Raw genomic sequence first — 13,152 nt, forward strand, 5'->3', positions numbered from 1 at the left:
TTTCTTATCGTATCTTAAACCCTATTTTAATGAACTCTTGCTAACTTCTAAGCCTTGCGCTTATCCGTTTGCGGGTGCAAATATAGAACCCTTTTTCCATTCAACAACTACTTTTTTCGCCTTTTTTCTAAACCTTTTTTTAACCTTTTATTTTCTAATTAGTTACAACCATTTTTTTTTACTTTCTCCTTTAAATCTCATAGCTACTAGGTGTCTTTTGAAGGCTTTTTTGTATACATCCCTCATTTAACCAAACGTTCTCTCCTATCTTAAGATTAATTTCTTACCTGTAAATAGTAGAGGTTCAACACTTATTATTGAGTAAATACATAAATCAGTAAACAAAACAACACTCCTACCTCCTCTTTTGCTTACGATCACGCTTCTTTCTCAACTTCGAAAACATCGCCTTATAATCTGAAACATCTACATAACCCCGACTCTTTGATATTATATTCATATAGTCTTTATTCAATTTCGGCAATTGATATTCTAACTTTTCATCTATATATGCACGTTGTATAATATCTTCTATCAGATAATCCTCGTTTTCAGTTTCTGGTTTATATTCTGACTTTAATGATAACTTAAACATATTTGCCGTGGTATTGTACCAAAAAGCTTTCCATCCACTTCGAATCTCTTTTACATTATCAAAGGCTGTTTTTCCTGTTTGACGATGAATTAACTTTAGCAATATTCTTCCTTCTGTCCTTGTCAACTTTTTTAAAGGTGCAGTTAATTCATTTTCGAGATACTTTTGTACACGTTTTACGTATTGTCTCTTTTTTCTTTTTGATTTGATTCTTGACAAACGAAAATTCACACTATCCACTCTTTTTGCCGCTAGAATTGCATAAGGATATGCTTTGAATACTTTTTTTCTCATCCAATAATAATAATGGATATCTTTTTTTTCTTCAAACTTTAATTTAGGTAAGACAGTTACTTCATTTAATCTTATCATTAAACTGTCTCCTTTTTTAATTAAAAAGTACTCGTCATTAAAATTAGGCAAACTGTCTTTTATTTGTCCATTAACTAAAGTAGCAAGCAATATTATATATAGGTAGAGTATTCTTTTCATGTTATTTTTATGTGCAAAAAGGATTCCAAATGTATCATTTCTGTTTTAAAACAAAAAACTCATGAAAAAATTCATGAGTTTTTTGTTTATATATAGCTAGCTCTTAATTATTCTGCCATTATAGATTCGGCCACTTTTTTGTAAGTTCCGTTTTCTAATTTTTCACGGATTGCTGTAAATGCTTCGATTGTTTCAGTTACATCATCCATTGTATGGCGTGCCGTTGGAATTAATCTTAATATTATTAATCCTTTTGGAATTACAGGATATACTACTATTGAACAGAATACTCCATGATTTTCACGTAAATCGTTCACCATCGCCATTGCTTCAGGAATTTCTCCTTTTAAGTATACTGGCGTAATACATGTTTGTGTTGTTCCTAAGTCGAATCCTGCTTCGCGTAAACCTGATTGTAAAGCATTGGTTATTTTCCAAAGATTTTCTTTTAACTCAGGCATTGTACGAATCATATCTAAACGTTTTAATGCTCCTTTAACCATTGGCATTGGCAATGATTTAGCAAACATTTGAGATCGCATATTGTACTGTAAGTATTGTACTACATCTTTATCTCCTGCAAAGAATGCTCCAATACCTGCCATAGATTTAGCGAATGTTGCAAAATACACATCAATTCCGTCTTGTACTCCTTGCTCAAATCCTGTTCCTCTTCCTCCTTCTCCTAAAGTTCCGAATCCGTGCGCATCATCAACCAATAAACGGAAGTTGTATTTTTCTTTTAATCCTACAATCTCTTTTAATCTCCCTTGCTCACCACGCATACCAAAAACACCTTCAGAAACCAACAAAATTCCTCCGCCAGTTTTTTCTGCCATTTTTGTAGCACGTTGTAAATTTTTCTCACAACTTTCAATATCATTATGACGATATACAAAACGTTTACCTGCATGTAAACGAACTCCATCAATAATACATGCATGAGTATCTACATCATACACAATAATATCATCTTTTGAAACTAAAGCATCAATCGCAGATACCATACCCTGATATCCGAAATTCACCAAGTAAGCAGCTTCTTTTCCTACAAACTCAGCGCACTCTTGTTCTAATTGTTCATGGTATTTTGTGTGACCTGACATCATACGAGCTCCCATAGGATACGCCATACCGTCAGTAGCTGCAGATTCTCCATCAACTTTTAATACTTCTGGATGATTTGCTAACCCTAAGTAATCGTTGATACTCCAAGTAATTAATTTTTTTCCATTGAAAGACATACGGTTAGAAATTGGTCCTTCTAATTTAGGAAACACATAATATCCTTCTGCTTTATCTGCCCATTTTCCTAAAGGTCCCTTATCTCCCTTAATTCTTTCAAATAAATCTTTAACCATTATTATTTTTGATTTTTATAGGTTGCGAAAATAGTGCTTTTTTAACAGATTTTCAAAATTGTCTATAGCTTCGTTTCTAATAAATTGGAGAAAGGTGCCCATACAGACACCTTTACCCTTCATTTAACGAACCTAATTAATCTTATCCCTGAATATTAGATTTTAATTCTTCTATAAATGGTTGTTTATACAATCTTTTACCTAAAGCTTTATGAATTGCATTTGCTACTGCTCCTCCTGCTGGTGGCAAACCTGGTTCACCTAACCCTGTTGGTGCTATCTCGTTTTCAACAAAGTGCACTTCAACTTTTGGAGTCTCATTTATTCTTATTAATCGATAGTTATCAAAGTTTCTACTGGATGGTTTTCCTTCATTAAAGGTTAAATTACCGTACATAGCATGCCCAATACCATCAATTACTCCTCCTACTACTTGGTTTTTAGCTCCTGTTGGGTTTACAACAATACCGCAATCAACTGCTGCGACTACTTTTGTTACGACAGGCACTCCTTCTTTTAGCTCTACTTCTGCAACTTCTGCTACATGGGTATTATGGCTGTAATAAGCTGAAAAACCTTGGTAAACTCCTTCTTTGGCTTTCCCCCAACCTCCTTTTTCAGCTGCTAATCGAATTGTATCTTGCATACGCTTTCCTGAATATTGGATTTTTTCGTCTTTGGTATCTTTTACATTTTCTAGTAAGTTTAAACGTAATTGTACTGGGTCAATTTCTAGTTCTTGTGCTAATTCATCAAAAAAACATTGTTCTGCATATCCTAAAAAATTGGTATAAGGTGCTCTCCATGCTCCTGTACTTATATTACTTTTGTAGTTTCCTGTGGATACTTTATAGTTTGGGATACATCCTGCTGGAAAGAAATGTGGAACCAATCCATACATATTATCATTAATTGCAGCTTCTTTTAAGTGATATCCTGTGATTTTTCCTTCTTTTATTGATGCAGCTATTCTGTATTTGATTGCTGGTCTATATGTTCCACTGATTACATCATCTTCTCTTGTTGAAACCATTTTCACTGGCTTCTTAATTTTATCAGATATTTCAAGAGCTTCATATACAAAATCTCCATACAGTCTTCTTCCGAATCCTCCTCCCATTCTTGTCATTTCTACATGTACCTGCTCTAAATCACACCCTATTATTTCAGCTGCAACTCTTGCTACAAATTCAGGTGTTTGTGTTGGCCCTACCAAATGTACTTTTTCTGAAGTTACATTAGCAAAGAAATTCATAGGCTCCATACAGTTGTGAGGTAAAAAAGGTGAATGATAAGTACGTTCAATTACTTTATCGGCTTCTTTAAAAGCTTTTTTCACATTTCCATCTTCTCTTCTTACATCTAAATCATTAGCCTCTAACAAGCTTGTTAGCTTTTCATCATGAAGTTTTGTATCTTCTAACTCAGAGTTATCTTTCCATGTAGCCTTAATAGCTTTTGCTCCTTTGATTGCTCCCCAAGTATTTTTAGCTAATACAACTACTTTATCTGTTTTTGTTAACTTAAACGTCCAATTAGTTTTTCCTGATTCGATAAAGTTTCTTGCTTTTTCTCCTATTGTTATAACATCTACTACTCCTGATATTTTTTTTGCTTCTGTTGCATCATACGATTCAAGTTCTTGTCCAAAAGACGGAGGTCTTACTACTGAGGCGTACAACATACCTTCTTCTTTATAATCTAAACCAAATAAAGGTTCACCGGTCACAATTTTTTCTAAATCTACATTTGTAGCACTTTTACCAATAATAGAGAACTCAGAAGGCTTTTTTAAAGTTACATCTTCAGGAACCTCAAGCGTAGCAGCTTCATTAACTACTTCACCATAACCTAAAGTTTCTCCTTTTTCATTTGTAATAATTCCTTTTGAAGCTGAACAAGTAGCAGCATCTACACCCCACTTTACCGCTGCTGCATTAATTAACATTTGTTTGGCTGTAGCTCCTGTTTGTCTTAAAACAGGCCAACTTACTCGAATAGATCCGCTTCCTCCTGCTAACTGACGTGTATAATTTTTTGTATCTAATGGTGCTTGTACTACATGTACTTTATCCCAATCGACGTCTAATTCTTCGGCAATAATCATCGGCATTGAAGTTTTTACTCCTTGACCTATTTCTGGATTTGGTGAATAAATAGTTACATAACCCTCTTTAGATATTTTAATAAATGCATTAAAATCATTAAAATTCAGGTTTTCTACATCTACAGATGGCTTTACATTAGGCTTACACGCTGTAAATAAATTAAACCCAATCATAATTCCTCCACTGGCTAGTGCTGAAGCTCTTAAAAAATTTCTTCTACTAAACGTTACTTTGTTTTCTTGTGTACTCATAATTGAATTTTTTTAAGACATTTTATCTGCAGCCAAAGCAACCGCTTTTTCTATTCTATTGTATGCAGCACAACGACAAATATTTCCTTGCATTGCTTCTCTTATCTCTTCTTTTGAAGGATTTGGGTTTTCTTTTAAAAAGGAAGCTGCAGTCATAATTTGTCCTGTTTGACAATATCCACATTGTGGCACATCAACTTCTTTCCAAGCTTCTTGTAACGGATGATTGCCTTCTGCTGACAAACCTTCAATAGTAGTAATTTCTTCATTCTCTAACGTTGAAACTTGTAATTGACAACTTCTCATTGCAGTTCCGTCTACATGAACTGTACAGGCTCCACATTGTGCTATTCCACAACCGAATTTGGTTCCTACCATATCGAGTTCATCACGTAAAACCCACAACAGTGGTGTATCAGCATCTGCTATAAAAGACACTGATTTTCCATTAATTTTTAATGTATAATTTGGCATTTTGAGTAGTTTTAAGAATTCGTAAAAGTTACAAAAAAAATAAATGCCAGTTTGTTAACGAAGTAATTTTAAAGTAATTTTAAAAAAAATTAAAAAAAGAAAGAGAAGCAATTGCTTCTCTTTCTTTATCTATTTTGTAAAAATGCATTCACATTTTTTTCTATTCTTTCGAGTACGTTTTCAGTACTTGCTTTTACAAAGGTTTCTCCTGTAATTTGTTCATACAACTCAATATACCTATTTGATATTTCATAGATTTTCTCGTCAGACATTTCAGGAATTTCTTGTCCTTCTTTTCCTTGAAATCCGTTTTCAATTAACCACTGACGTACAAACTCTTTTGATAATTGTTTTTGTTTTTCTCCTTTTTCTTGACGTTCTACATATCCCTCAGCATAAAAATAACGAGAAGAATCTGGTGTATGGATTTCATCAATCAATACAATTTTACCATCTTTAGTTTTTCCGAACTCGTATTTGGTATCTACTAAAATCAATCCTCTTTTTGCTGCTAATTCGGTTCCCCTTTGAAATAACTTTCTTGTATAGTCTTCTAATACTAAATAATCTTCTTCAGAAACAATTCCTTTAGCTAAAATATCTTCACGAGAAATATCTTCATCATGTTCACCATTATCTGCCTTTGTTGAAGGTGTAATAATCGGCTCTGGGAATTTATCATTTTCTTTCATTCCCTCTGGCATTGCTACTCCACAAAGCATTCTTTTTCCTGCTGCATATTCACGAGCCGCATGTCCTGATAAATAACCGCGGATTACCATTTCTACTTTAAAGGGTTCGCATAAATGACCTACTGCTACATTTTCGTCTGGGTTCGCTAATAACCAGTTTGGAACGATATCCGCAGTATCATTCATCATTTTAGTAGCGATTTGATTTAGAATTTGCCCTTTGAAAGGAATTTGACGGGGTAAAATTACGTCAAATGCAGAAAGACGATCAGAAGCAATCATTACCAATAACTCATCATTGATATTATAAACTTCTCTTACTTTTCCTTTATAAACTGTCTTTTGCCCTGGAAACTGAAAGTTAGTTTCGTTAATTGTATTCATTACTATTTTGTTGTGTTGTTGTGGCGCAAATGTAAGTAATCTAGTCTAGTTTTTGAATAGTTTTTATTTGTTTTATATTTTCTAAAATTGGTGTGACAGTTACATATTTATTCCCTTCTTCTACATAAAATATATAGGCACTATTTTGTCCTATTTGGGTCACTTTTAATTGAGAATCATCTTTAAAAACTAATGTTATATTATTCTCAAGCTTTCCATCTAACAAGTGTCCTCTAAATTTAATTCCCATCCCTAATCTGAACCCTATTAACAAAGAAGACATCATGAACGAAACAGAAATCATAAACGCTATTTTATTACTATACTCCACCTTTTTAGCTTTTGAGTCTACTCTCTTCTTTAACCATTTTATCTTATTTAATTTTTCATCTATTTTTTCTGAATTTTTAATATAAAAATACATAAGTGTAGAACATAGTAATACAATTACTGATAACGACCAATTATTTGCCAATAATGAAATTGGCGATAAAATTGTGTCAGTAATTGATATATACTGTAAATAATCTACACCTATAAAACGATAAAAAATAGTATCACTAACTAGTCCTAAAACAATCAAAAATATATACCCTATAGATAAATACTCTTGAATACCAAATCTTTTAAACATACTTACTCCGTTTCTATACTTTTATATGCTGTTATAATTTGTTTTACTAATCGGTGGCGGATTACATCTTTATCATCTAAATGTACTTGTGCAATTCCTTTAATATCTTTTAAGGCCAATAACGATTCTTTTAATCCTGACACTTGTCTGCGAGGTAAATCAATTTGCCCAGGATCTCCTGTAATAATAAACTTTGCATGCATCCCCATACGAGTTAAAAACATTTTCATTTGCGCATGAGTAGTGTTTTGTGCTTCATCTAAAATTACAAAGGCATTATCTAGCGTACGACCTCTCATAAAAGCTAATGGTGCTATTTGAATCGTTCCATTTTCTAAATAAGCTTGTAACTTTTCGTGTGGAATCATATCTCGTAAAGCATCATACAATGGTTGCATATACGGATCTAACTTCTCTTTTAAATCTCCTGGTAGAAATCCTAAGTTTTCACCAGATTCAACCGCTGGTCTTGTTAATATAATTCGTCTTACTTCTTTTTCCTTTAATGCTTTTACAGCTAATGCAACAGCTGTATATGTTTTACCTGTACCTGCAGGTCCTACAGCAAATAACATATCGTTTTTTTGCATCAACTCAACCATTTTATGTTGATTGGCTGTTTGTGCTTTTATTAATCTTCCGTTGACTCCATGAACTAAAACGTCATTAGGGCTTCCAGATTTGCGAATCTCTTCTTCTTTACCTGTTGATGTTAAAATACGTTCAATACTATTTTCATCTAACTTATTGTACCTATTAAAGTACTTAATAAGCATTTCCAATCGTTTCTCAAATTCGTCTAAGAGTTCAGGTTCTCCAAAAATTTTAAGTTTATTTCCTCTTGCTACAATTTTTACTTTAGGAAAGAATGTTTTTAACTGAGCAACTGTGCTGTTTTGAGCTCCAAAGAAATCATTTGGATTGATTTCTGTTAATTCAATTATACGTTCGTTCAAATGATAAAGGTTTTAATAATATTATTCACACTAAAAATAATGATTATTTTTATCGAATTACGTAGTTTTGTTTAAAATTTCAGCGTAATTTTTCACAAACTAATTAACAAACACCTAAATTAATGTCTCTTATTACATTAACTACTGATTTTGGAACTAAAGACCACTTTGTAGGTGCTGTAAAAGGAGCTATTTACTCTGAATTACCTGATGCTAAGATAGTAGATATAACACACCAAATATCTCCTTTCAATATTACTGAAACAGCTTATATTTTAAAAAATGCTTATAAGAGTTTTCCTGACAAAACTATTCATGTGATAGGGGTTGATTCTGAATTAAGCATCCGTAACAAACACATTGCCTTAGAGTTAGACAATCATTATTTTATTTGTCCTGATAATGGATTAATTTCTATGATTGCTTCTGAAATCAAGCCAACAAAAATTTTTGAGATTAATATCCATGACCGTATAGAAAGTAGTTTTCCTGTTTTAGATGTTTTTGTACAGGTTGCTAGCCATATTGCTCGTGGAGGTAGTTTAAGTGTTATTGGTAAAGAAGTTGAATCTTACAAGAAAATTATTGAAATACAACCTAAGGTAAATGAACAACAAAATATCATTTCTGGTGGAGTTATTTATATTGATAACTACGGAAATGTTATTACCAATATTAGCAAGAAACAGTTTAACACTATTGGTAAAGGGCGTGATTTTAAAGTTACTGCAAGACGTTATATTTTTACCAAAATTTACAACAGATATAATGAGATTGTAGATTATTCTGCCACAGATAATAGGCAATACGATGGTGAGAGGTTAGCTATTTTTAATTCTGCAGGATTTTTAGAAATTGCAATTTATAGAAGTAATTTAGAAACTGTTGGAGGAGCTTCTACCTTACTAGGATTAGAATATAGAGACACCGTTACTATTGAATTTGAAAATCCGGTTAAACCTGAATTTACCGCTTTAAATTAATTATATGTTTGTACGCATTGTAAAAATGAGCTTTCAGCCAGAAAAGATTGAAGAATTTTTAAACAACTTTAACGCTAAAAAAGAATTTATACGAAACTCTTCTGGTTGTCGTTTATTAGAATTGTACAGAGACAAAACAAATCCGAACATTTTTTTCACCTATAGTTACTGGGAATCTGAACAAGACTTGGAGAATTATAGAAACTCTGATTTATTTAAAGGTGTTTGGGCACAAACCAAAGTGTTATTTAATGATAAACCATTTGCTTGGAGCGTGGATAAAGTAGCTTCGTTACTTTAATTTTTTACAGACAAAAATATTTCATTAAATCAACGTCTAAAACTCAACATTTAAACTAAGTATGATTCCATTACTAAAAAAAGAATTTAACTCATTTTTTGCCTCACCTATTGCCTATTTGGTAATTGGAGTATTTCTACTCATAAATGGCTTATTTTTATGGATCTTTAAAGACAATTTCAACATTCTAAATGCTGGCTTCGCTGATTTAAATAGCTTTTTTTATTTAACTCCATGGTTATTTTTATTCTTAATTCCTGCCATTACCATGAAAAGTTTTGCTGATGAATTTAATAGCGGAACGATTGAAATTTTAAAAACCAAACCACTCACAGATTGGCAAATTGTATTGGGAAAATTTTTTGCTTCTCTTTTACTAGTTATTATTGCATTAGTACCTACATTAACGTATGCATATACTGTGTATCAACTAGGGAGTCCTGTTGGAAATTTAGACCTAGGTAGTACTATTGGTTCATATTTAGGTTTACTTTTTTTAGCATCAACCTATACAGCTGTTGGATTATTTACTTCTACGCTGTCTAAAAATCAGATAGTAGCTTTTATCCTAAGTGTATTCATCACTTTTGCCTTGTTCTACGGATTTGATGCTGTGAGTTCCTCTTTAGGAAATTCAGGATATACTTTACAACAATTTGGTATTAACGAACACTTTAAAAGTATTAGTCGTGGTGTGGTGGACACTCGTGATTTAATCTATTTTATCAGTGTTACATTCTTCTTTTTATTCATCACTAAACAACAGTTAAAAAATGAATAAGAAATTACAACATATTGCATTAGCACTTATCGGACTGTTAATTGTTAACTACATAGCTAACTCTGTATACAAACGTTTTGATTTGACACAAGACAAACGTTATACCTTATCAAAAGTAAGTGAAACTCTTATTGATAAAATCGACACTCCACTTAGCATTAATGTATATTTAGAAGGAGACTTTCCTGCGGAATTTAAACGTTTACAAATAGAAACTCGTCAGTTTTTAGAAGAATTACATGCCAAAAATGCTAATATCCGTTTCCGATTTATCAATCCTGATAACATTCGTGAACGTTTGGTAAAAAAAGGAATGATGCCAAGTCAGTTAACTGTTGAAGAAGATGGAAAACTATCGGAAGCTATTATTTTTCCTTGGGCAGAAGTAACCTATGGCAAAAAAACAGAATTGGTTTCACTACTACCTAACTCAATTGCTAAAACGCAAGAAGCTCAGTTGCAGAATGCAGTTGAAAAACTAGAATATTCGTTTGCCAATGCACTACATAGCATTACCCTAAAAGAAAAACAAAAAATAGCAGTATTAGCCGGTAATGGTGAGTTACAAGATATTTACCAATATAGCCTACTTAGTGAAATTGGTAAAAAATACCGTTTGGCTAAGTTTACCTTAGATAGTGTTGCTAGTAATCCGCAAAAAACCTTAAAAGATTTAAGAGCTTACGATTTAGCAATCATAGCAAAACCTACCAAACGTTTTTCTGAAGAAGAAAAATTCACACTTGACCAGTTTATAACAAACGGAGGAAAAAGTCTTTGGATGATTGATAACAATTATGCTGATACCGATAGTTTATATAATGAAGGAAAAATGTTATCCTTTCCACGTGATTTAAATTTAACCGATTTATTATTTGGATATCAAGTGCGTGTAAATAACAAACTAATTCAAGATTTATACTCTGCTAAAATTCCACTAGCAACAGGAAATGTAGGCAACCAAACACAGTTTCAGCACTTAAATTGGTTTTATCATCCACTAGTTAATGGAAATCCAAACCACCCAATTACCAAAAATGTGGCGCCAGTTCGTTTTCGTTTTACTACTCAGATAGATACTTTAAAAGGAAGCCTAAAGAAAACTCCTTTATTGGTAACCTCAGTACTTACCAAAAAAATAGGGACTCCAAATTTTGTAGAGTTACAGAGTATAGCAAAAGAACCACAAGAAAATGAATATTCTGCAGGTCCGCAATTGTTAGCTGTATTATTAGAAGGCGCTATTCCTTCTGCCTATAAAAACAGAATAAAACCTTTTGAAACTCCTGATTTTAAAACTGAAAGTGAAACGAATAAAATGATTGTAATTGCTGATGGTGATGTAGGTAGAAATCAAATTTTAAAAGGAAAACCACATGATTTATCGGTAGATAAATGGACGGGTGAACAATTTGGTAATAAAGAATTTTTAATCAATGCTATTGATTATTTATTAGACGACTCTGGATTGATTCAATTACGTAACAAAACGATTCAAATTAACTTATTAGATAAACAACGTGCTTTTGCTGAAAAACGCTTTTGGCAGTTTATCAATATTGGTATTCCACTAGTTTTATTAACTCTTTTTGGTTTTGGATTTAATTATTGGAGAAAGAAAAAATATTCTTAAATATCTAATAAGTTATTATATTTAAACTGATAGTTTAATACTCTTTGAAGTTTTTTACTGCTAATTATTTTATATGTTAACGGTTTTGAAGTATCAAATTCAGGAGCTGGTTTTTCTAAACTTTTTCTAGCGTTTATATAAAAATCTTCTCTGGTTGGATGATGATTAGCACATGCATTAAATACTTCTCCAAAAATATTTTGCTTGATCACCTGCTCTATAATAGCTATGCAATCTTCTCTGTGAATCATGTTTACATAGCCTTTAGGATGTGGTATTTTTCTATCAGTAAACCAATTACCTGGATGTCTTTTTCCTCCAAATAATCCGGAAAAGCGAATGATTGTTGTTTCAAAATTGGTATTCTTTAAAAATAGATTCTCAATATGAGATAAAGGAATATCAACAGTTTGATCTTCTTCAGTCATCTCTTTATTCAAACTGGGATATACCGAGGTTGAGCTAATAAAAATAACTTTCATTAAATTACTTTTTTCTATTTCAAAAATCAATCTTTTAAAATCTTCTATATTTTTTGAAGTGATTGCAATTACTAACACATCTGTTTCTAAAAACTCCTGATATGAGCTTTCCTTTGAAATATCAATTAAAAAAGGCTCAATATTAACTGTTTTGAGTTCATCAAACTTCTCCATTGAAGTTGTAGAGCCTTTAACGGTATATCCTTTCTTTATAAGGTCTATTCCTAATTTCTTGCCTAACCAACCGCAACCTAGTATACTAACAACTTCCATCACAACAATTATCCTCTTTTACTAGTTTACAAGAAACTACTGCTAACAAAGCTCCTAAAATTGGAGCCAATATATACAGCCATAAATGTTCTAAGTGACCAGAAACTAATGCCGGTGCTATAGAACGAGCTGGATTCATAGATGCTTTAGTCATTGGACCTGCAAACATTGCTTCTAGTAAAACTACTCCACCAATAGCAATACCTGCCATTACTCCTATTTCTTTACTTCCTGTAGAAACATTAATAATGGTTAGCATCAGAAAGAAAGTCAGTAATAATTCTAGAATAAAAGCACGCCAAGGTACTATTGAAGGTAGTGTAGCTCCATAAAACTCACTCGCTGGAAACAACAGCCAAAGCATACCACTGGCAAACAATGCTCCTAATATCTGCGCTATGATATAATTAGGAACTTCTTTCCAAGAAAACTTTTTAGCATATGCAAAAGCAATAGTAACAGCGGGATTAAAATGTGCTCCTGAAATTTCTCCAAAAGCATAAATCATTGCCATAACTATTAATCCCCAAGTAATGGCTACTCCTATATGTGTTAAGTCTGTACCATTAGTAATTTCACTCACTGTCATAGCTCCTGTTCCACAGAAAACCAAAGCAAAAGTTCCTATAAATTCAGAAATATATTTTTTCATAGTGCAAATATCGTTAAATAACTTCCTATTATTTTAAGTTTTTGTTAACATTAATCCGATTAATTCCTTGTAATTTTAACAAAACTAATTTTTTAAACAC

Annotated in this window: 13 protein-coding genes; 4 read left to right on the top strand and 9 right to left on the bottom strand. The window is 32.2% G+C overall.

Annotated features, from left to right (window positions below; genetic code table 11):
- Window positions 1-355: 355 nt before the first annotated feature.
- The 7 genes from DFQ07_RS00010 to DFQ07_RS00040 all read right to left on the bottom strand — a co-directional run bounded on the left by DFQ07_RS00010 (window position 356) and on the right by DFQ07_RS00040 (window position 7,947).
- On the bottom strand, window positions 356-1,087 hold the full coding sequence (locus tag DFQ07_RS00010) for a DUF4294 domain-containing protein (RefSeq protein WP_133534238.1): 732 nt from the start codon (window positions 1,085-1,087) through the stop codon (window positions 356-358).
- A gap of 107 nt (window positions 1,088-1,194) precedes the next feature.
- Window positions 1,195-2,448 carry an aminotransferase class I/II-fold pyridoxal phosphate-dependent enzyme gene (locus DFQ07_RS00015; RefSeq protein WP_133534239.1) on the bottom strand — a complete coding sequence of 418 codons (1,254 nt, stop codon included), beginning with the start codon at window positions 2,446-2,448 and terminating at the stop codon, window positions 1,195-1,197.
- A 142-nt stretch (window positions 2,449-2,590) separates the two neighbouring features.
- Window positions 2,591-4,807 (bottom strand): xanthine dehydrogenase family protein molybdopterin-binding subunit, encoded by a 2,217-nt coding sequence (locus tag DFQ07_RS00020; protein WP_133534240.1) that lies wholly within the window; start codon window positions 4,805-4,807, stop codon window positions 2,591-2,593.
- A 12-nt stretch (window positions 4,808-4,819) separates the two neighbouring features.
- Window positions 4,820-5,281: a (2Fe-2S)-binding protein gene (locus tag DFQ07_RS00025; RefSeq protein WP_133534241.1), complete on the bottom strand. Its 462-nt coding sequence runs from the start codon at window positions 5,279-5,281 to the stop codon at window positions 4,820-4,822.
- A gap of 125 nt (window positions 5,282-5,406) precedes the next feature.
- Window positions 5,407-6,357 carry a phosphoribosylaminoimidazolesuccinocarboxamide synthase gene (locus tag DFQ07_RS00030; RefSeq protein WP_133534242.1) on the bottom strand — a complete coding sequence of 317 codons (951 nt, stop codon included), beginning with the start codon at window positions 6,355-6,357 and terminating at the stop codon, window positions 5,407-5,409.
- A 40-nt stretch (window positions 6,358-6,397) separates the two neighbouring features.
- Window positions 6,398-6,991: a hypothetical protein gene (locus tag DFQ07_RS00035; RefSeq protein ID WP_133534243.1), complete on the bottom strand. Its 594-nt coding sequence runs from the start codon at window positions 6,989-6,991 to the stop codon at window positions 6,398-6,400.
- A 2-nt stretch (window positions 6,992-6,993) separates the two neighbouring features.
- A complete protein-coding gene (locus tag DFQ07_RS00040) occupies window positions 6,994-7,947 on the bottom strand; it encodes a PhoH family protein (protein ID WP_133534244.1) in 954 nt (317 codons plus the stop codon).
- A gap of 122 nt (window positions 7,948-8,069) precedes the next feature.
- Between DFQ07_RS00040 and DFQ07_RS00045 the strand changes: the two genes are divergently transcribed.
- The 4 genes from DFQ07_RS00045 (at window position 8,070) to gldG (ending at window position 11,645) form a co-directional block, all read left to right on the top strand.
- Window positions 8,070-8,930, top strand: coding sequence for an SAM hydrolase/SAM-dependent halogenase family protein (locus DFQ07_RS00045; RefSeq protein WP_133534245.1), 861 nt, complete (start codon window positions 8,070-8,072; stop codon window positions 8,928-8,930).
- 4 nt (window positions 8,931-8,934) lie between these two features.
- Window positions 8,935-9,231 (top strand): putative quinol monooxygenase, encoded by a 297-nt coding sequence (locus DFQ07_RS00050; RefSeq protein WP_133534246.1) that lies wholly within the window; start codon window positions 8,935-8,937, stop codon window positions 9,229-9,231.
- A gap of 61 nt (window positions 9,232-9,292) precedes the next feature.
- A complete protein-coding gene (gene gldF / locus DFQ07_RS00055; RefSeq protein WP_133534247.1) occupies window positions 9,293-10,012 on the top strand; it encodes a gliding motility-associated ABC transporter permease subunit GldF in 720 nt (239 codons plus the stop codon).
- A complete protein-coding gene (gene gldG, locus DFQ07_RS00060) occupies window positions 10,005-11,645 on the top strand; it encodes a gliding motility-associated ABC transporter substrate-binding protein GldG (protein WP_133534248.1) in 1,641 nt (546 codons plus the stop codon). Before gldF ends, gldG begins: the two co-directional genes overlap by 8 nt.
- Here gldG and DFQ07_RS00065 read toward each other — a convergent pair.
- Entirely contained in the window at window positions 11,642-12,400 is a 759-nt protein-coding gene (locus tag DFQ07_RS00065; RefSeq protein WP_133534249.1) for an NAD(P)-binding domain-containing protein, read from the bottom strand. The two genes, gldG and DFQ07_RS00065, sit on opposite strands and share 4 nt — an antisense overlap.
- Complete coding sequence (locus tag DFQ07_RS00070; protein WP_208107656.1) at window positions 12,387-13,052, bottom strand: MIP/aquaporin family protein; 666 nt, start codon at window positions 13,050-13,052, stop codon at window positions 12,387-12,389. Before DFQ07_RS00070 ends, DFQ07_RS00065 begins: the two co-directional genes overlap by 14 nt.
- Between the last annotated feature and the right edge of the window lie 100 nt (window positions 13,053-13,152).

The organism is Tenacibaculum caenipelagi, assembly GCF_004363005.1.
GTDB classification, from domain to species: domain Bacteria; phylum Bacteroidota; class Bacteroidia; order Flavobacteriales; family Flavobacteriaceae; genus Polaribacter; species Polaribacter caenipelagi.